We start from the raw sequence: 20022 nt of genomic DNA, 5'->3' as shown, positions 1-20022 counted from the left end.
AGCTTATTTGCTGTCGCGCTGATAGATCCAGTCATGATCGGGGTGGTTCTGGAACCGCCATTTACGCATCGGCCCGGCCATGACATTAAGGTAATACATCTCATAGCCATAAGGTGATCCGCACGGGTGATGTCCCTTGGGCACCAGCACCACATCACCGCTTTGCACGGCCATGGTTTCGTCAAGCGCGCCGTCTTCGGTGAAAACCCGCTGAAAGCCAAAACCCTGTTCGGGGCTCAAACGGTGATAATAGGTTTCCTCAAGATAGGTCATCTCGGGGAAATTATCTTCATCGTGGCGGTGCGGCGGATAAGACGACCAGTTGCCTTGCGGGGTGAAAACCTCGGTCACCAGCAGGCTATCGGCCACATCCGATTCCTCCATCGCAATCGGATGGATATATCGGGTATTGGCCCCTTTGCCGCGTTCCACCATTTGCACGTCGCGAATAACACGGGCAGGGTAATTGCCTTTGCCCGGTGCCGTGCAAACCGCAAGGGTGCATTTGGTGGTGGCCTGTGCTGTCCAGTTACTGTCATTAGGGGCATAAACGCAGTGGGGTGATTTGCGTTCAAACACACTCATGCGCTCGCCAAGCTCGCCAAAGTTTTGGTCATTGACCGAAATATCGGCTTTGCCCTCCACCAGTACCAAAATAACTTCGCGATCATTGGTGGGCTCAGAAGCGGTTTCGCCCGGTTCAAGGTGATAAAGCCCAAAACCGACATAGCCCCAATTGGCTGATTGCGCGGTAATGTCATGCACCTTGCCGTGGGTGCCGGTGGGTTTGCGTAGAAGGTCGGCCATCAGGCGTCTCCTTTGTCCAGTCCGGTTTCTTTGGCCATCGCACGCAGTGATTTAAGGCCAAGGGTTTGATATTTCAGCGGGTTGCGTATCGCAGGGTCCTGTTCTGCTTCAATCACCAGCCAGCCGCTATAGCCATGTTCGGCGGCAATTTTCAAAACCGGTTCAAAGGCAACTTCGCCTTCTTCGTCACCCGGAACGGTAAATACGCCGCGGCGCACCCCTTCAAGGAAGCTCAGTTTCTCGCCTTCAACTTGCTTGCGAATGACGGGGCGTACATTTTTGCAATGAATATGCCCAACGCGATCCATGTATTTTTTTGCCAGTTCTTCGGGGTTCGCACCGCCAAACAGGGCATGGCCGGTATCAAGCAGCAAATGGGTAGCAGGGCCGGTATGGGCCATGAACGCGTCAATTTCATCGCCACTTTCAACAATGGTGCCCATATGATGATGATAAACCAGCGTCACACCCTGATCGGCGCAATATTGGGCAATGGCCTCAACATCGGCGCCAAATTTCGCCCATTTCTCGGCAGGCAAAACCGGGCTGTTGGCAAGGGGCATGTCATCATTGCCGTGAATGGCATTGGATGTTTCGCACACAATGCACACCTTGCAGCTCATGGCCTTTAACAAATCAAGATGCGGTTGAATGGCCTTTTTTTCGTCTTCGACCGAATGGGCCAACAGGTTTAACGAATGCCATCCCGAAACAAATTTCAGGCCGTTTGGCACTAGCACGGCTGCAAGGGCGGTGGGGTCGGTCGGCATTTTGTGGCCTTTTTCAATGCCGTCAAAGCCGATTTCCCCTGCTTCGCGCAGGCAGGTTTCCAGCGAAATATCTGCGCCGAGGGTCTGGTCGTCGTCGTTGGACCACGCAATAGGGTTGGTGCCGTAAAGGATCATGGGGGCTTAATCTCCGGGGCGCTGGTTTTTCAGCGCGTTTTGGTAATTTTTGTGGGCTTCATTTACACTGGGGCGCACCGAAACCTCGGGTATGGCAACGTCCCACCAATTGCCACCGGCCTCGGTTGAGGGCAGGGGGTCGGTATCAATGACAATGGCATAGGATTTATCCGCCGCACGCGCGCGGACCATTGCCTGTTCCAGTTCGGCAATCGAGGAAACCTTTTCGGCAATTGCCCCCATTGAGGCGGCATGGGAGGTAAAATCAATCGCCGATGGTTCAACATGGCGGGCGGTATCAAGCAGGTTGTTAAAACTTGCACCACCCGTTGCCATTTGCAGGCGGTTGATGCAGGCAAAACCGCGATTGTCCAGAATGACAGTGATAATTTTGTGGCCCAGCATCACGCTGGTCGCCAGTTCGGAATTCATCATCATGTAGGACCCGTCGCCAACCATCACGACAACATCCTGATCGGGCCGGGCCATTTTAACACCCAATCCCCCGGCAATTTCATAACCCATGCAACTATAACCATATTCAACATGGTAGCCATTCGGTTTTGCCGTTTTCCAAAGCTTGTGCAATTCGCCGGGCAGGCCGCCTGCGGCACAAACGATAATGCCGTCTTCATCCAGGCTGCGCTGAACCGCACCAATGACTTGCGCGTCGGTTGGCAGGGCATTGCCCTTTGGCGTTGTCGTTGCGGCATCCACGGCGGCAATCCATTCGGCTTTCAGATGTGCATCAGGGCGTTTTGCACAATAATCACCCAGCGCGTCTGAAAGGTCGCTTAGCACGATTTTGGCGTCGCCGATCAGGGGCAGGGCATTGTGTTTGCTGCCATCAAAACCGGTAATGTTTATGCCCAGAATGCGGCGGTCGGGGTTTTTAAACAGCGACCAGCTACCGGTGGTGAAATCCTGCAAACGCGTGCCAATGGCAATGATCAGATCGGCGTTTTCGGCAACGCTGTTGGCACTGCTGGCCCCGGTCACACCAATGGAACCAAGGTTAAGATCGTCATCCCACGGCAAGGCCGATTTACCGGCCTGGGTTTCACCAACGCCCATGCCATGTTTGTGGGCAAAGTCGCGAAGGGTTGCGCAGGCATCGGCATAATGCACGCCGCCCCCGGCAATGATCATGGGGTTTTTTGCGGCCTTGATGGCGGCAACCGCAGCGGCCAGCTCATCCAGATCGGGGCGCGGGCGGCGCGGCTTCCATGTTTTGGGGGCAAAGAAACTTTCCGGCCAGTCATAGGCTTGTGCCTGCACATCCTGGCAAAAGGCCAGTGTTACCGGGCCGCAATCGGCGGGGTCGGTCAGGGTTGCCATGGCACGGGGCAGGGCGGTTAATAAATGTTCGGGCCGCGAAATGCGGTCAAAATAACGGCTGACGGGTTTAAAACAATCATTGGCGCTGATTGTCGCGTCACCAAAATCCTCGATCTGTTGCAAAACCGGGTCCGGGGCGCGGTTGGCAAATACATCGCCGGGGATCAGCAAAACCGGCAGCCGGTTGACATGGGCCAGGGCCGCAGCGGTCACCATATTGGTGGCACCGGGGCCGATGGAGGTCGTAACTGCCATTGCGCGTTTGCGGTTCGATGCCTTGGCATAGGCAATGGCGGCATGGGCCATGCCTTGTTCGTTATGCGCGCGCCATGTTGGCAAGGCATCACCAATGCCGTGCAGGGCTTCGCCAATACCCGCCACATTGCCATGGCCGAAAATCGCCCAGCAACCGCCAAAAAATGGCACGTCATCGGCGTTATATTGTACAGTCAGATACCGCACCATGGCCTGGGCGGCTGTTAAACGGATGGTCTTCACGCCGTTCCTCCGATGTTTTTGCGTGCCTGGTCCCATGACTGGCACAGGGCACGGTATTTGTCCGCCATCTGGGTGGTGGCGGTTGCATCATCTATGGTGCCGGTCAGCCAGTCGCGCGCGGTGGCGGTAAAAATCGTCCGTCCCACGGCAAACCCGCGTACCAGCTTGTGGCGGGCGGCGGCCTCGAAACTGGCGGTCAGTTCCTCGGTCGGGGCTTCAAGCCCCAAAACAACCACACCACGGCAATAGGGATCATTGCGCGAAATGGTGTCACAAGCACGACGCCATGCCGCATCGCTTTTCATCGGTTCCAGTTTCCACCAGTCGGGATAAACGCCAATGTCATAGAACCGTTGAATGATTGTTGCCGTTGTCTGATCATCGCATGGCGCAACCTTTGAGGGAATGATCTCGAGCAAAAATTCCAGCCGATTTGCGCGTCCGGCATCAAAAAGGCGTAAAATGGTTTCTTCCTGCTGGGCTTTCATGTCGGCATCATCATCGGGATGATAAAAACACAGAACCTTGATCACGTTTTCCACCGGCCATTCTGCCAGTTTGCTGCCAAGGTCCGGGCCGATTTCAAGCTGCAACGGGCGCGATCCGGGCAGTTCAACCGGTCGGCCAATCCATAATCCTTGCCCGGCGGCGGCATAAAGCGCATCGCGGCCCAAACGGCCATCGCATAACAGGCCATAACCGGATTTGCCTTTGGCTACGGTTTCAACCGCGCTCAGGCACAGTTTCTTAAACGGACCAATTTTATCACGTGATACGCCCAGTTCATCGGCCATGTCTTCCAGTTGCATGCGGTGGTCAAAGGCAAATACCCGCATTTCGGGCCAGTCACTCGTGCGGTTGGTGGCCCAATGAACCTGTTCAAGTTCCGCATCATGGCGCAATGCCGGGGTTTTCATGCCGCGTTTAAAGAAAAACTGCAATTCTTCCCAACTGGGATAGGCCGGGGTGCAGCCGTGGCGCGACACGGCAAACGCCCCGCAGGCATTGGCATATTTAAGGCTGGTTTGCCAATCCTCGCCGGTCAGCCAGCCTTTTAACAGGCCCGACATAAACCCGTCGCCCGCCCCCAATACGTTAAAAACATCCACCGGAAAGCCGGGGCCGGAAATACCGTCATCCAGACTGTTGCCTATATCGCCACTAAAGGCCGAAGCCCCCATCGGGCCGCGTTTGCACACCAGCGTTGCGGTTGAAAGGGCGCGAACGGCGCGCAACGCCGCCAGCGTATCGGTGGTGCCGCCAGCAATGTGAAATTCTTCCTCGGTGCCGACGATCAAATCAAACAGGGCCAGGGTGGCCTGCAATTCGCTGGTGACCTTGGCCGAGGCGATAAAACGGTTTTCCCCGTCGCCATGCCCCGAAAGCCCCCACAGATTGGGGCGATAGTCAATATCAAGGGCGGTTTTGGCCCCGTTGGCCCGGGCCAGCTTCAGGGCCTTTAACACCGCAGCGCGCGTGCGCGGATGTGATAAATGTGTGCCGGTAACGGTTACACAGCGGCTGCTGGCAATATAGTCCGGGTCAATATCGTCTTCGCACAGCGCCATGTCGGCACAGTTTTCGCGGTAAAATATTAGTGGAAACTGTTCCTGGTCGCGAATGCCCAGTAACACAAGGGCGGTCAGGCGTTCGGGGTCGGTAATCACCCCTTGCACATCAACGCCTTCGGCCACCAGTTGTTCGCGAATGAACCGGCCCATATGTTCGTCGCCCACCCGGGTGATCAGGCCCGATTTAAGGCCCAGCCGGGCGGTGCCGCACGCCATATTGGTGGGGGACCCGCCAATATATTTGTTGAAGGATGCCATGTCCTCCAGGCGGCCGCCAATTTGCGCTCCGTACAGGTCGACCGATGATCGGCCGATGGTAATGACATCCAGGGTCATCAAATGGTTCCTCCCAGCGATCCTTCAAGTTCGGCCAGTTCCTGCCCGCCTGCCATCAAATCCTGCAATTCTTCGGGTTTGATGTCGCCGCGCATGGCGGTGCCATGGGTTTGCCCGCGATTAAGCACGGTAAACCGGTCGCCAACGGCCATGGCATGGCGCACATTGTGGGTAATAAACACAACGCCGATCCCGGCTTTGCGCACCCGGTCAATCGTGGCAAGAACGTTTGATGTTTGTCGCACGCCAAGGGCCGATGTCGGTTCGTCCAAAATCAACACTTTGGCCCCAAAATGAACGGCACGGGCAATGGCAACACTTTGCCGCTCGCCGCCCGAAAGGGTGCCAACCGCCTGGTCGGCTTCGCGCAGGGCTATACCCATGCGGGCCATTTCTTCAAAGGTAATGCGGTTTGCTGTTTTGAAATCGATCCATTTAAACGGGCCAAACCCCTTGCGCGGTTCGCGTCCCATCCAGAAATTGCGGGTGACCGACATCAGCGGAATCATCGCCAGATCCTGATACACCGTAGCAATCCCGGCGGTCATGGCATCGCGCGGGTTGTTGAAAATGGTATCCTGACCATTAACGCGGATCACACCGCCGGTCGGCTTGTGCACGCCCGACATGGTTTTAATGAAGGTCGATTTCCCGGCACCGTTATCGCCCAGCAGGCAGTGGCATTCACCGGCATAAATATCAAAGGACACACCACCCAGCGCAATCACGGGGCCAAAATTCTTTTTGATGTTGTCCATTTCCATCAAGGGTGTTGCCATCACCGTTCTCCTGTAATCATGCGGCGGATATAGGTGTTCATAATCACGGCCAAAATCAGGATCGTGCCCAGAAACACCCGGAACAACGAACTTTCGGCCCCGGCAAAAAACAGTCCCTGCTGCACAACCCCAAATATCAGGGCCCCCAACGCCGCCCCGATGACAGAGCCATACCCACCGGTCAAAAGGGCGCCGCCGATAACCACACAAATGATGGCTTCAAATTCCTTAAGCAAGCCACGGTCTGCCGCGGCCGAGCCAAATTCCATCACCTGGCAGGTGGCAAAAACAGTGGCGCAAAAGGCGGTGAACATGAACATCAGGATTTTAACCCGGTCGACCGGCACGCCAACATAACGGGCTGCTTTGGCGTCCCCGCCTGCGGCGAAAATCCAGTTGCCAAAACGGGTACGGGTCAGCAGGAAGTGGCCAAAAATAACCAGCACAATCGCCCAGACCACCAGCATCGGAATGCCTTCAACAATCGGCTGTCCGGTGCGTGTGCCACGGGTAAAGGTGCCAACCCAGCCCATATCGCCAAACCACTGGAACAAATCCTTGAAAATCACACCGCCAAACAAAAAGGCCAGCGGGTCGCCCACGGCGGCTTCTTTGACGCCGCCAATAATGGTTTGGCGGGTGGTGGTGATCGATAACCAGATCGTTAGGCCACGCAGAATATATAAAAATGCCAAGGTCACGATAAAGCTTGGCAAGCCGGTTTTGATCACCAAAAACCCGTTTAATGCGCCAATTGCCATCGCAACGACAAAGGCAGCAATGATGGCGGCCCATACCGGCCAGCCCATATGCACGGAAAGAATGGCGATGACCACACCGGAAAAACCGATCATGGAGCCGACCGAAAGATCAAATTCGCCGGCAATCATCAACAGGCAGGCACCCACGGCAATGATGGCAAATTGTGCCGAAACCACGGTCCAGTTTTTGATGCCTTCGGGCGCGAACATGCCGCTGTCGCCTGCAATCATCAAAAAGAACACAAAAACCAGAATTGCGCCGCAAATCGCGCCCAGTTCGGGCCGGATCATGGCACGACGAAGGCTTGAGACTTGCTTTAATCGCTCGTCCGTCATGGCATTACTCTTGTATTTTGGGAAGGGAGAGTTGCCAGGGGGCGGTGGCGTGCACGCACCCCCTGGCGGGAAGAAGAAGGTTCAGGTCTTAGCGATATTCGCCCGCATATTTTTCCACCAGACCGATATTGTCTTTGGTGATGAAACCCGGGCCTGAATTGATGTCGCCTGACGGCAGAACCCCATAACGGACATAGTTGGTCAGGATCACAACTGGCAGATAGCCTTGCAGGTAGGGCTGCTGGTCAATCGCAAAGTCGATATCGCCTTTTTTAATGCCATCGGCAATTTTGGCCGACAGATCGAAGGTGCCAAACGGAATGGCACCGTTCATGCCCAGTTCACGCAGGGCATCCAGGGTCGGTTCAGCCGAATTCGGGCCAAGTGCTAAAACAGCGCCAACATCCTGATGGGCATTAAGATAGGCCGAAACTTTGTTTTTCACTTCCGACGGGTCCATGCCGGTATCAATCATCTGGTCGCCCAGTTTGGTGCCAATGGCATCGGCAAAGCCACGGCACCGTTCAACCGATGCCGGGTTGGTGATGTAATGGTTCACACAAACAAATGATTTAACACCTTTGGCGGCCATGCGTTTGCCTGCGCCAAAACCGGCATCATATTCGGGCTGGCCGACATGCATCAGCGCGCCAAGCTCGTGCGATTGTTCGATCGTACCGGAATTAATCGTGATAACCGGGATGCCTTTGGCAATCGCATCTTCAACCGGGCCTTTCAGCACGTTAAAGTCGGCGATGGTCACAATGATGCCATCGGGGTTGGATGCAGCGGCCTGCTGAACAATGCGGGCCATATCGGCAAGGTCGCCGGTCGGCGGGTTGCGGTATTCAACATTGACGTCCATCTGGTCGCCAGCAATTTTGATGGCGTTTTTGATCACGTTCCACCAGCTATCGGAATCCGGCGCGTGGCTGATCAGGACAAAATTTTCCCCTGCGGCCTGCGCGCTGGTGGCAGATGTGGCCAACCCGGCAAATGCCACGGTTGCGGCGGCAATCGCGGTCAGTGTCTTTCTCATTTTCATCTTGGTCTTAGCCTCCCTATCGGCTTTTGGTCGAAACACCTTGGTAGGATCGGTGCGATGGTTCTGTGCCGTTGTCTCGGCATTTTGCTTTACGGCTTCTTGTTGCGGCGGACCGCTTGGCAAAAAAGGAAAGCGGTTGGCTTGCCCTTTCATGTTTTCAGATAGAATTTTTATTCCATTAAAAATGAAATGCAACAGAATTTTCTATTTTTCTGTTTGATCACGTCGCGCCCCAATTGCAACGGCAAGGGAAATCGCCAGCGACAGCGTGGCTGAAAGGGCGCGGAACGCCCCGACATCGACCTCGGTGACATGCAAGGTCAGGGCGCGTAATTTCTGAAGCGGGCTGGTGATGGTATCGGTTATGGCAATGACTTCATTGCCGAGTCCGCGGGCATATTGTGCCAGTTCCACGGTTTCCTGCGAATAGGGGGCAAAGGTAATGGCAATGAGAACATCGCCTTTGCGAATGGTGTGGCGGTGGTTCAGCTTGCCAACCCCGTCGTGGAAAACGGCGGGAATATCCATTTTTTCCAGCGCATAGGACAAATAGGACGCCACCGGAAATGCCCGGCGCAGTCCGATGATGTGGATCATGGGCGCATGGGCCAGCAAATCTACGGCCTGTTCCAGTGTTTCGGGGTCAATCGAGGATGCCAGATTTTCCAGCGACAGCCGCCCGGCCTCGACAAATTCGGCCAGCAAGGCCGACGGGCTGTCGGCCCCGGATGCCTTTAAATTATCCAGCCTTGTGGCGTAATCCGGCCATTTCAGGGCATAGGTTTCGCGAAACATTTTTTGCATGTCGCTAAAGCCTGCAAAGCCCATCAACTGGCAAAACCGCATAAAGGCCGATGGTTGCACACCGGCAGCAGCCGAAAGTTCGGCCACGGTTGAAACCGCAATGCGGTCGGTGTTTTGGGCAATGTAATCGGCACATTGGCGCAGGCGTTTGGGCATGGATTCGGAAATGTCGAGCAGGCGGTGATTAAATTCTTCCAACGAAACGGGGGCGGTTTGATCGCTCATGGCGTGCCTTTTTTGTTTTTTCTTGACGAATGACATGTTCCATGGTCATCCAGATTATAGAACAAAAATTCTATTTTTATTTGGGCGAGGAGTCTAGGAAAATGAGCAGCATTGGCGTAGGCCTGATTGGAACCGGTTTTATGGGCAAGGCCCATGCGCTGGCTTATGGGGCCGCAAAGGCGGTTATGGGCGATGTTCCCGACATTCGAATGGAAGTTTTATGCGAAACGCCGCTTGATAAGGCACAAAAAATGGCCAACCAGTTTGGCTTTGCCCGCGCCACCGATAACTGGCGAGATTTGCTGTCGGACCCGGCAATTGATGTTATGTCCATCACCACGCCCAACATGCTGCATCACGAAATGGCGCTGGCCGCCATTGCTGCAGGCAAACATGTGTATTGCGAAAAACCGCTGGCCTTAACGCTGGATCAGGCGCGCGAGATGCGCGATGCCGCCGCCAAATCCGGGGTGAAAACCATGGTCGGCTATAACTATATCCATAATCCGGCCTTCACCCATGCCTGCCGATTGGTTAAATCCGGCGCGATTGGCCGGGTGGTGCATTTTCGCGGCTGGGTGGATGAAGATTATCAGGCCGACCCCAACCTTACCTGGACATGGCGCAGCACCATTGCCGATGCCGGTCTGGGGGCCTTGGGCGATATGGGCTGCCATTTGGTATCGATGACCTATGGTTTGCTTGGCCCGGTCAACAGCCTGATTGGCGATATGCAAACCGTGCATGAAACCCGCCCGCTGGCCGATGGCACCGGCCATGCCCGTGTTGAAAACGAAGATACCGCAACGGCGCTGATCCGCTTTGAAAGCGGTGTGCAAGGCAGCATTTCAACATCACGTTCGGCCTGGGGGCGAAAAAGCCGCCTGGCTTGGGAAGTTCACGGCAGTGAAGGCATGATCTGTTATGATCAGGAACGCATGAACGAATTGCAGCTTTATCAAAATACCGGCAACCCGGCCGAGCAGGGCTTTAAAACCATCCTCACCAGCCCGCATCACGCCCCCTATGGCAATTTCTGCCCCGCACCGGGCCATCAGCTAGGCTTTAACGACCTGAAGGTTATTGAATGCGCCACCTTCCTGTCCGCCCTTGCCAAGGGCGAGGATGCCTATCCCAACTTCAACGATGCCTTTGAATTTGAAAAACTTATTCATGCGGTGGCGGTGGCGGCGCGCGAAGATCGCCGGGTCATCGTTGCTGAATTTGGCTAACGGCAAATATCAGATGGGGTGACGTAAAAGAACACCCCGTCTGTTTTTCATGCACATTCATTGCACGGCCAACCCTTCAAAATCCTTCAGCACGTTTAAAACGATCGATGTTTTAACGTGCTGAACCGAATCATGGGGCAACAGCACATCATTCACAAAGCGCGATAAATCGTTCAAATCGCGGGTGACGACTTTCAAGTGATAATCCATTTCCCCGGTCAGGGCATAGGCCTCTAACACCTCGGGCAAATCGGCCAGTAACTCGCCAAACCGTTTGGCGTTATCGCGGTTATGGGTCGCCAGTGTTACCGAAATCACCACCATCAGGCCCAGCCCCAGCTTTTGTCGGTCAATCGCGGCGTGGTAGCCCGAAATATAGCCTTCGGCCTCCAGCCTTGTGCGTCGGCGCGAGCATTGCGAGGGTGACAGGGCAATGCGATCTGATAGCTCGTTATTGGTCAGGCGGCCATCCTTTTGCAGTTCAGCCAGTAATTTCAGGTCCATTTTATCGAGATGCGTCATATATGCGCCATTTGATATTTTGATGCGTGTTTCGTGCAAAATACTGACAAATCACTCCAAGAATGCAAGCACATTGTGCGCCATTACGGGCAAGATTGTGAGAACTTCATAATTAGACAAATACAAAATCAGGAGACTTCCCATGGGTCCGTTCCCGCACGATGCGCCGCGCGCCACCATTAGCGATGAAAACCCGGCTGGCACCGACGGGTTCGAGTTTGTAGAATTTGCACATGATGACCCGGAAAAACTTGCAGTGCTGTTTGACCGCATGGGCTATGTGCCGGTTGCCAAACATAAAAGCAAAAACATCACTGTTTGGCGGCAGGGTGATATTAACTATATCGTTAATGCCGAACCCGGTTCGCATGGCATGAAATTTGTTGAAAAGCATGGTCCGTGTGCGCCCGCGATGGCATGGCGTGTGGTGAATGCGCAACATGCCTTTGACCACGCGGTGGCCAAGGGCGCCGAACCTTATTTGGGGGATGATAAAACCCTTGATGTGCCGGCCATTGTTGGTATTGGCGGGTCGCTTTTGTATTTTATTGACCGATATAACGATACCGGTTCGGCCTATGGCGCCGAATTTGACTGGATCGGCGAACGTGATCCGAAACCCGAAGGGGTTGGTTTTTATTTCCTCGACCATCTGACCCATAATGTCTATCGCGGCAATATGGACAAATGGTGGGATTTTTATCGTAATCTGTTTAACTTCAAACAGATTCATTTCTTTGACATTGCCGGTAAAATGACCGGGTTGGTCAGCCGCGCCATTACCTCGCCCTGCGGCAAAATCCGCATTCCGTTAAATGAATCGACGGATGATAAAAGCCAGATCGAGGAATACCTTAAAAAATACAATGGCGAGGGTATTCAGCACATTGCCGTTGGCACCGATGGCATTTACGAAGCCACCGATAAACTGGCCGCCAATGACCTTAAATTCATGCCCGGTCCGCCGGAAGTGTATTACGAACAATCGTTTAACCGCGTAAACGGCCATGACGAGCCGATAGAGCGCATGAAGAAACACGGCATTCTGATTGATGGTGAAGGCGTGATTGACGGCGGCATGACCAAGATTTTGCTGCAAATATTCTCAAAAACCGTGATCGGGCCGATCTTTTTTGAGTTCATTCAGCGCAAAGGCGACGAAGGCTTTGGCGAAGGCAATTTCCGCGCCTTGTTTGAAAGCATCGAGGAAGACCAGATCCGCCGCGGTGTTTTGAAGGTGGATGCGGCTGAATAAAACCATTCATTGTGGTTCCAGAGGTGCGTGAACAGGTGCGCCTCTGGCTTTTTGTTTTCGTGTTTATCTCACGTAACGTCCATTTTTATCAAAGTACAGTACGTCACCATCTGAAAATTCGACCCGGGCAAGTCCCTTTTCAAACGGATCGGCGTCTTTCGCCTCTATGGGGGCAAAGGCAAACTGGCCGTCAAAATCGTAATACCCAAACAAATACTCGCCATCATCATTTCGGTCGGCGTTGGATCGAAGCACGAATAACCCTTCCGAATAACCCTGATAGTGCCAGTTCTCGGGCAGGGACATTTTCAGCTTCATCCGGGTATCGTAAACAAAGTCCTGTTCTACGTCATTTTCTTTCCGGGTCAGAACCAGATAACCGTCATAGAACCTGAAACGGTAGGGTTCAAAGCCAAAGAAGTCTGCGGCATTGCCTTCCTGTGCCAGGGTCTCGCCGCGCGAATTAATGATCGTCCATTTTGTGATATTTTCTGTGTGTGTCGTGTGTGAGACGGTGCCGCCAGAACAACGCCCGCTGCAAAGTCCAAACATTGGGACGTTTATTTCCCGCGTGCCGACAATTTTGTTAACAAGGCCAATCCCGTTCAGGCTTGCGCTACAGTTTGTATATTCCGCCTCCAGCACAACCTTGCCCTGCTTATCCTTGTACCCACAGCGATAGTCATTTCCTTCGCCAACTGAAAAATCAACAAGTTCATCAAGCGGCGAGGGCAGGCAAGCACGATAGCTGACAAGGGCTTCGGGGGCGTCTTCAAACCCGTCGGGTTGATGAAAAGACGGGCAGCTTGCAATTTGTTGTTTTAAATTTTCCGCACGTGCAAGCAAATCCTCATTCACCGGTATATCGGTTGGAAAACGGTCCTGTATTTGTTCAAGGCGTTGTGCGCGAAACGTGCTTTCAAACAGGTTTTGGATGTCTGCTTCGCTGATCTCTTTTTCCGGGTCGTCTGGAATGTCGTTTTGGCGCGTACGGGCCTGGTCGAGTTTGTCCTGTGCTATTTTCTGGTCACGCTTCGCAAGCCATTCTCCAACTGCATACAGATTAATGTGCGCCTTTTGCACTTCATGCAGTGCGTTAGTTTGGACTTTGCCGGTTTTTAGCAGGTCGCGATAATAGGATTTTGCGCGTTTTGTGGCGTCTGAAATCTCAAATCCGTTACTTTGGAAAAGATCGTCCCAGCTTGGGCTGCCGGGGATGTTAAAGCTGACGTTCGGGTCGCCCGAGGCCCCAAAAATACCGGGGTCACATTCGACCCATACATTCTCAAAAAGGCTCGGGGAAAATTTCAGGTCAACGCTGTAAAGATCAATCTTTTCGGCAATGTCATCAGGCACATAGGTGCCAACACCTTTTATGGTCGAGACAAAACTGTTGTTGGTTTGGGCTTTTTTAAAAGTCCAGTTTGCCGTGCAATAAACAACAGGTTCCCCCCATAGGGTATAAACCAGCAGCTTTGCCCGAATATCGACCCAGGCCGTTCCTTCCCCTGTTGCTTCCCATCCGTCTAACATCGGCGCGGGGAAACGAACCTGCACATCTTTAAAGGTAATGACGTCGGATTCCACTTTGTCAATGCGGGCGATGTCCTCATCATCGGCAAAGGCGGGGGGATGGAGCGATAAAATCAGGGCAATGATTAAAAATACAAACCGGATTGATGCAAATTTCATAATTCGCTCCCCTGCGCGAGAATCCGGGCCTCGTTCTTAAAAGCAGCGCAGTCTCCCGACAGGGCGAGATAGGTATTGGCATAATCTTTGGTGTATTGTGCAAAAAATTCGGTTGACGTTGAATATCGTTCCGAATGGGAAAGTTTTTGCACCATATAGGCGTAATAGAAATAATAGCTGCCCGGCAGATCGCGGGTTTCTTTGCGGGCTAATCCCATATATTGCAAGCCCAGTTCGAAGTCCTGTTCTTTAAAGGCGTGGGCCGCATATCGCAGCAAGTTTTCGGCCATCGTCTTTTTATCGTCATAAAGGATTTTTTCGGCTTCGCGAGCGTGGGCAATCTTTTTGTCGGATAGGTTGAATGTAAGGTATTTGGGTAAATCGACTTTCGGGGGTTTCTTTTGCAACAGACCCAAACGCTGCATCAAGGCGGGAAGGGCCTTTGGTGCGCAAGATGCGCCTTCTGTGTCTGAAACAACATTCGAGACCATGGCCGTAAGGTTTTTACGAAAGATCTTTGCGTCCCAGATGTCAGAATAAACAAGGGTTGCTATCGATAGAAGCGGAACGGCAACCACGCAAGAGACCTTGAAAAATCCGCTGACCCGTGAGGCATCCTTGTCGCGACCGGTGATTAACCGCAAAAGCCCATAAAACGCCAGCAAGATGGCAAAGGCAGCCAATATTTGCTCGATAAAAAGCCAGTTCCCCTTGCCAAGCCATTTGGTGGCCAGCATCAAACCGACAATTATTGCCGCCCAGCTGATGTTTTCGTTTCGGCTGAGCAGGAAATTACCGCTCACAATGACCGCAATAAAGGCGATGATGCGAATACTGGTATCCAGAAACGTATCTGTGCCAAATTGCGAGATCAGCCACCCGTTTGCCACAACGACAAGCCACAGCGCGCCCGGCAATATGAGATCGGTTACCTTGTTTTCATGTCTTGGCTGATAGGCTTTGGCCTTTGGCGCGACAGGTTCTTCGGTTTCTGTATCGTCCGGTGTCTCGCCCGTTTCTGTTGCGGGGGCAATAAAACCGGTACTGGCAGAATAGTGAAAATCGCTTTTGCATGACGGGCAAATGATTTTCAGGACCGTCTCCCTGAGAGGTATTCTGGTGGGTCCACCGCAAACCGGACAGTTAATAACGATCTTCTGCTCATCCATAACCGATATCCGACTTTTACTATAGGGTTGTATAATCCTATATCTCGGTATGTTTGATTTTGGGAAGAATTATTATGATTGAAACAATATGTCAGGTATCCGACTTCTTGTACCCACAAGCCTCAATGAACCCCGAATTTAACATAGGAAACCCCGGCGTTCAGAGCAGGCAGTGCGTGGATTATCACCATAAATGTGCGGCTTGTGATCCTTTAAGACGATTAAGACGATCCGCTTTTGGGCGGGATAAGAGGCTGCGAATCATTGGGCTTATGGACGTAGCGATGGAAAATTATTCTCAATAAATTGTCCGGTGCGGCGGTAGTGTTCTGACAGAAGTTGGGTGGCAAGGGTCGTGTCGCGCGCCAGGGTCGCATCCATGATGGCTTGATGTTCACCCGGGACATTGCGTTTGGTTATCGCTTCTTCGTCTCCGCCCGCGACGATCAATCGGCGATAACGCTCTGTCTGGTCGTAGAGCTGAGCCGAATATGTCGTGAGCCATTTCGAGTCATTCGCCGAAATCAGCGAGACATGAAAGTCCCGATGGCGCGCTTCGAGTTCCCGATAGTCCGCAGTTTCTTTGCCCGATTCATTCGCCATAATCCGTCGAGCATGTTTTGAAAGGGCGTGAAAAGCCCCTACAACGCTGGCTTCCCAGTCGTCATCACCCTTGAGGATAGAAAGTTCAAGAGCTGCGGTATCAATCAGAACGCGCGTTTCGATCGCATCCCACATTTCATGCACAGAAATTTCGGCAACTCGGAAACCTCTCAGAGCGGTCAATTGGACCAGTTTTTCGCTGTTCAGGCGATTTAGGGCTTCCCTGATCGGTGAAAAACTCTGCCCGTAGCGCTCTTTAAGGACCTCTAAACGCAAGGGAGTTCCCGGGGCCAGTGCGCCTTCGATTATTTCGTTGCGCAAAAGATTATAGGCGCGTGATGCCATCGTCGTCGTTTGCTTCTCGCCGGCGTTTCGCTTGTGATTGTCGGCTTTTGCAGAAGATTTTGCCCGTGCTGCAAGTGTGGCTTGCTCCATGATGTCCTCCAAAGTGTCAGCCAGGTCCCCAAGGCCGCCCGACCATGTATGACGGTCAAACCTGGGATATTTGCGCGAGCTTGTATAACGAGTACCATTTCGAAAATATACCATTCTATATAAAAATACACGCCTTTCGATGAGGCAAGAGCGGATTTCTGGTCGCCTGTTCTGCGTAATTAAGAACAACATTTTCCATGTAAACGACCACATCACGGGCAATTAATAACTTGAAAAATCGCGAATATTGAGCGGATGAGAGGTGACGGCATCTGATATATAAACGAAAAAGATCATATTTTCGAAAATAATGGTTTACAACGAAAATGTGCGGACTATCCTGTCTTCATCAAAAAAAGAGGGAGTCAGAACATGTCTTTAATCAGGGAAAATTATCGCGAAGACGTGGCCGGGCGTGCCAATGTTGAAGATACGCCGGAGCTATTATCTTACTATGATGAGCTTAAAGCGTTGGACATAGGGGCGCTTTGGACCGTTGCCAACAAGATTGAACCGTGGCAGCCAAAATCAACATCGCATCCGATGATCTGGCGGTACCGGGATCTTCGCGCACATGTTTTACGGTCAACTGAATTAGTTGTCCCTGAAAAGGCAGGTCGGCGTGTTCTTTATCTTAACAATCCCGGCCGTCAGGATGTTGCTGCCGCGGTAGGCTGGCTTTATTCGGGCTTGCAAGTAATGAATCCTGGCGAAAAAGCGTCGGCACATCGGCATTCGGCCTGTGCCTTACGTTTTATTATGGAAGGCGCAGGGGCCTATACCATTGTAGATGGTCATAAAATGAGCCTGAATGCGAATGACTTCGTCCTGACACCCAACGGAACCTGGCACGAGCATGGCGTAGAAGAAAGTGGCAAACCCTGTATCTGGCAGGATGGCCTTGATATTCCTCTGGTTAATGCTTTGGAGGCCAATTTTTATGAGGTTCATCCGGATTTAACCCAGGCGGTAGGATATGCCGTTGATGATATGGTCAAGACATGGGGCAATTCGGGGTTGTTTCCGGGGGGCGGGGCCTGGGAAAAGGGTTATTCACCCCTTTATAAATACGAATGGCACCGAACCTATGAGGCACTGAACCGCTATGCGGAGGTCACTGACGGGTCCCCCTATGATGGTGTCCTGATGGAATATGTGAACCCGATTAATGCCGGTCCGGTAATGCAAACCATTGGCGCGAGCATGCAGATGCTGCGTCCGGGTGAGCGGACCAAAGCCCATCGCCATACCGGAAGTTTTATCTATCAGGTTGCGAAGGGCAAGGGTTATTCCGTGATCGGAGGTCAGCGTTTCGATTGGCAGGAACGGGATATTTTCTGTGTTCCCTCCTGGGCGTGGCACGAACATGGCAATCGTTCTGATGATGAGGATGCTTGCCTTTTTTGCTTCAATGATCTGCCGGTCATGCGTGCGCTTGGCCTTTACCGGGAAGAAGCGCTAGCCGACAACGGTGGGTATCAACCACAAAACTAATCAAGGAATTATCTGATGCGTTTGGTTACTTACAGAGCCTCAATCGAGGCCTCTGCGCGCCTTGGTGTGCTTGAAGGCGATAGTGTTGTTGATGTTCAGGCGCTTGGTGCCGCGTTTGGGGAAGATTTTCCGGCCTCTATGCTGGACCTTATTGACCTTGGTCCTGATGGATTGGCGGCCCTGAAGCGTTTGCTCGATAAAACGCGTGGTGCATGGCCGGTTCGCACAACCGTGCCATTTGTCAATGTTAGGCTTCTGGCCCCTATTCCACGGCCTCGCAAAAACATTTTTGGCATCGGCCTGAACTATGTAGAGCATGTTGCTGAATCCAGTCGCAGCCTTGATACGTCAAGTGATTTGCCGACGCAGCCGGTTATTTTCAGTAAACCCCCAACGACAGTGGTGGGGCCGGGCGACCCGATTGAGCACAATGCTGCAATTACCCGGAACCTGGACTGGGAAGTTGAACTTGCGGTTATTATGGGGCGGACAGCCTGTAAGGTAAGCGAAGACGCTGCGATGTCGCATATTTTTGGGTATAGCATTCTTATTGATGTCAGTGCCCGGGATAATCGCCGGGCAGGTCAATGGATATATTCCAAGGGCCAGGATAGCTATGCCCCCTTTGGACCTTGCATTGTAACGGCTGATGAAGTCGAAAATGTTCACGATCTTGACTTGTGGCTAACCGTTAATGGAGCGCGCAAACAAGGCTCGAATACCAAACATATGCTGTTCAAAATCCCGACATTAATTGCCGATATTTCCGCCGCCATCACGCTTGAACCCGGTGACATTATTGCGACAGGTACGCCTGAAGGCGTTGGTGCAGGTCGCACGCCTCAGGAATGGTTGTGGCCGGGCGATGTGATTGAGGCTTGTGTTGAGGGGGTCGGATTGATCCGCAATCCGGTGGTGGCCATTGGCAATGATTTTTCTCACGCCCGGAAGTTCGACTGAAGAAAACTTCGCACACAACGATTGTGCATTATCAGGGAGACATTTTAACAATGAAAAACGCGGTTAAACTGGTTTATACGGGTATTGTTGGTACCATGATCGGGTTTGCATATGTTGCTTCTGCAACTGCGGAACCGGTGCGTATCGGATTTATCACCACCTTGTCGACCCCGGCTGGCTATATTGGCCAGGATATTCGAGATGCCTTTGAACTTGCCATCGGTGACGATGGCAAGCTGGGCAACACAGCTGTAAAGCTCGAAATTGAAGATGATGGCCTGAAGCCTGCCAATGCAAAGCAGATAGCGGATCGTATGGTGCAGTCTGGTATCAAGCTTTTTACCGGCATCAATTTTTCCAATGTTCTGTCCGCTGTTCAGCCCACAGTGATGCAGTCGGGCGGGTTTTATATTAGCCTTAACCCTGCACCGTCTGTTTTTGCCGGTGCCAAATGTAATCCCAATTATTTCGTCGCCTCTTATCAGAATGATTCTTTTCACGAAGCCGGTGGCCTGGCCGCCAACGAGCTGGGTTATCAGAAAATCGTCATCCTGGCACCGAATTATCAGGCTGGCCGGGACGCGCTTAAAGGTTTCAAGCGGACCTATCAAGGCAAAGTTCTTGAGGAAATTTATACCAAGTTGAACCAGACTGACTTTTCGGTGGAACTGGCCCGTATCCGTGACCTTGCTCCGGACGCAATTTACCAGTTTCATCCGGGAGGTGCGGGGATTAATTTCGCCAAGCAATATGACAATGCAGGCCTAAGAAAAGCCATACCTATGGTAATTCCTGCTTTTTCACTTGATGCGCAAATGGTTAAGGCAACCGGTGATGCGGCAGAGGGGGTTTATGCTGCTGCGTTGTGGACACCTCAGTTCGACAATCCGGCTTCGCGCGATTTCGTTGAAAGCTTCAAAAAGGCTTATGGTCGCACACCAACCATGTATGCCGAGCAGTCTTACGATACGGCCAATCTGATTGCGTCGGCACTGGATGCGGTCAAGGGTGACATGTCGAATGCGGATGGTTTTCGGGCGGCGATGCGAAAGGCCGATTTTAAACCAATCCGCGATCCATTCACATTTGGTCCGAACCAGCATCCGATCCAGAACTACTATCTTACCCGGTTTGATAAAGAGCCGTCTGGCGAAATTGTCCAGAATATCGTCGGGCGTATCGCCGAAAACCGTCAGGACGCCTACGCTAAAGAATGCAAAATGACGTTCTGACATCAAAAGAACGTTCTCCATCG

The 20022-nt window shown here is 52.6% G+C and carries 17 protein-coding genes; 5 read left to right on the top strand and 12 right to left on the bottom strand.

What is annotated here, in order from left to right; genetic code table 11:
* Nucleotides 1-3: 3 nt before the first annotated feature.
* From iolB to AAC086_RS03580, 8 genes are all read right to left on the bottom strand, one after another.
* The gene (iolB, locus tag AAC086_RS03615) at nt 4-807 is read right to left on the bottom strand and encodes a 5-deoxy-glucuronate isomerase (protein WP_339775389.1); all 804 of its coding nucleotides are present in this window, start codon (nt 805-807) and stop codon (nt 4-6) included.
* Nucleotides 807-1712 (bottom strand): myo-inosose-2 dehydratase, encoded by a 906-nt coding sequence (gene iolE / locus AAC086_RS03610; protein WP_339775387.1) that lies wholly within the window; start codon nt 1710-1712, stop codon nt 807-809. Before iolE ends, iolB begins: the two co-directional genes overlap by 1 nt.
* A 6-nt stretch (nt 1713-1718) precedes the next feature.
* Nucleotides 1719-3584 carry a 3D-(3,5/4)-trihydroxycyclohexane-1,2-dione acylhydrolase (decyclizing) gene (gene iolD / locus AAC086_RS03605; RefSeq protein ID WP_339775385.1) on the bottom strand — a complete coding sequence of 622 codons (1866 nt, stop codon included), beginning with the start codon at nt 3582-3584 and terminating at the stop codon, nt 1719-1721.
* Nucleotides 3545-5455 (bottom strand): 5-dehydro-2-deoxygluconokinase, encoded by a 1911-nt coding sequence (iolC, locus tag AAC086_RS03600; protein ID WP_339775382.1) that lies wholly within the window; start codon nt 5453-5455, stop codon nt 3545-3547. Before iolC ends, iolD begins: the two co-directional genes overlap by 40 nt.
* Complete coding sequence (locus AAC086_RS03595; RefSeq protein WP_339775381.1) at nt 5455-6234, bottom strand: ATP-binding cassette domain-containing protein; 780 nt, start codon at nt 6232-6234, stop codon at nt 5455-5457. The genes iolC and AAC086_RS03595 overlap by 1 nt, the downstream gene beginning before the upstream one ends.
* A complete protein-coding gene (locus AAC086_RS03590; protein ID WP_339775380.1) occupies nt 6234-7331 on the bottom strand; it encodes an ABC transporter permease in 1098 nt (365 codons plus the stop codon). The genes AAC086_RS03595 and AAC086_RS03590 overlap by 1 nt, the downstream gene beginning before the upstream one ends.
* An 88-nt stretch (nt 7332-7419) precedes the next feature.
* A complete protein-coding gene (locus AAC086_RS03585; RefSeq protein ID WP_339775379.1) occupies nt 7420-8370 on the bottom strand; it encodes a sugar ABC transporter substrate-binding protein in 951 nt (316 codons plus the stop codon).
* 210 nt (nt 8371-8580) lie between these two features.
* Nucleotides 8581-9405 (bottom strand): MurR/RpiR family transcriptional regulator, encoded by an 825-nt coding sequence (locus tag AAC086_RS03580; protein WP_339775377.1) that lies wholly within the window; start codon nt 9403-9405, stop codon nt 8581-8583.
* A 101-nt stretch (nt 9406-9506) separates the two neighbouring features.
* Between AAC086_RS03580 and AAC086_RS03575 the strand changes: the two genes are divergently transcribed.
* Entirely contained in the window at nt 9507-10637 is a 1131-nt protein-coding gene (locus AAC086_RS03575) for a Gfo/Idh/MocA family oxidoreductase (RefSeq protein WP_339775375.1), read from the top strand.
* A gap of 57 nt (nt 10638-10694) precedes the next feature.
* On the opposite strand, the gene AAC086_RS03570 is transcribed toward AAC086_RS03575, so the two are convergent.
* Nucleotides 10695-11159 carry an Lrp/AsnC family transcriptional regulator gene (locus AAC086_RS03570; protein WP_339775373.1) on the bottom strand — a complete coding sequence of 155 codons (465 nt, stop codon included), beginning with the start codon at nt 11157-11159 and terminating at the stop codon, nt 10695-10697.
* A gap of 142 nt (nt 11160-11301) precedes the next feature.
* On the opposite strand from AAC086_RS03570, the gene hppD reads away from it, so the two are divergent.
* The gene (gene hppD, locus AAC086_RS03565; RefSeq protein ID WP_339775371.1) at nt 11302-12414 is read left to right on the top strand and encodes a 4-hydroxyphenylpyruvate dioxygenase; all 1113 of its coding nucleotides are present in this window, start codon (nt 11302-11304) and stop codon (nt 12412-12414) included.
* A 63-nt stretch (nt 12415-12477) separates the two neighbouring features.
* On the opposite strand, the gene AAC086_RS03560 is transcribed toward hppD, so the two are convergent.
* From AAC086_RS03560 to AAC086_RS03550, 3 genes are all read right to left on the bottom strand, one after another.
* On the bottom strand, nt 12478-14106 hold the full coding sequence (locus tag AAC086_RS03560) for a WG repeat-containing protein (RefSeq protein WP_339775369.1): 1629 nt from the start codon (nt 14104-14106) through the stop codon (nt 12478-12480).
* Nucleotides 14103-15275 (bottom strand): hypothetical protein, encoded by a 1173-nt coding sequence (locus tag AAC086_RS03555; RefSeq protein WP_339775367.1) that lies wholly within the window; start codon nt 15273-15275, stop codon nt 14103-14105. Before AAC086_RS03555 ends, AAC086_RS03560 begins: the two co-directional genes overlap by 4 nt.
* A 270-nt stretch (nt 15276-15545) precedes the next feature.
* On the bottom strand, nt 15546-16313 hold the full coding sequence (locus AAC086_RS03550) for an FCD domain-containing protein (protein ID WP_339775365.1): 768 nt from the start codon (nt 16311-16313) through the stop codon (nt 15546-15548).
* Nucleotides 16314-16685: 372 nt separating this feature from the next.
* Here AAC086_RS03550 and AAC086_RS03545 point away from each other — a divergent pair, with 372 nt between their 5' ends.
* Genes AAC086_RS03545 through AAC086_RS03535 form a run of 3 tightly spaced genes read left to right on the top strand, consistent with a single transcriptional unit; the run spans nt 16686 to nt 19999 of the window.
* Nucleotides 16686-17807, top strand: coding sequence for a cupin domain-containing protein (locus AAC086_RS03545; protein WP_339775363.1), 1122 nt, complete (start codon nt 16686-16688; stop codon nt 17805-17807).
* A gap of 15 nt (nt 17808-17822) precedes the next feature.
* Entirely contained in the window at nt 17823-18767 is a 945-nt protein-coding gene (locus AAC086_RS03540; RefSeq protein WP_339775361.1) for a fumarylacetoacetate hydrolase family protein, read from the top strand.
* Nucleotides 18768-18817: 50 nt separating this feature from the next.
* Entirely contained in the window at nt 18818-19999 is a 1182-nt protein-coding gene (locus AAC086_RS03535; RefSeq protein WP_339775359.1) for an ABC transporter substrate-binding protein, read from the top strand.
* Nucleotides 20000-20022: the final 23 nt, after the last annotated feature.

The sequence above is a fragment of the uncultured Thalassospira sp. genome, assembly GCF_963976115.1.
Taxonomy (GTDB): domain Bacteria; phylum Pseudomonadota; class Alphaproteobacteria; order Rhodospirillales; family Thalassospiraceae; genus Thalassospira.
This window is presented reverse-complemented; position numbering and strand designations above follow the sequence as displayed.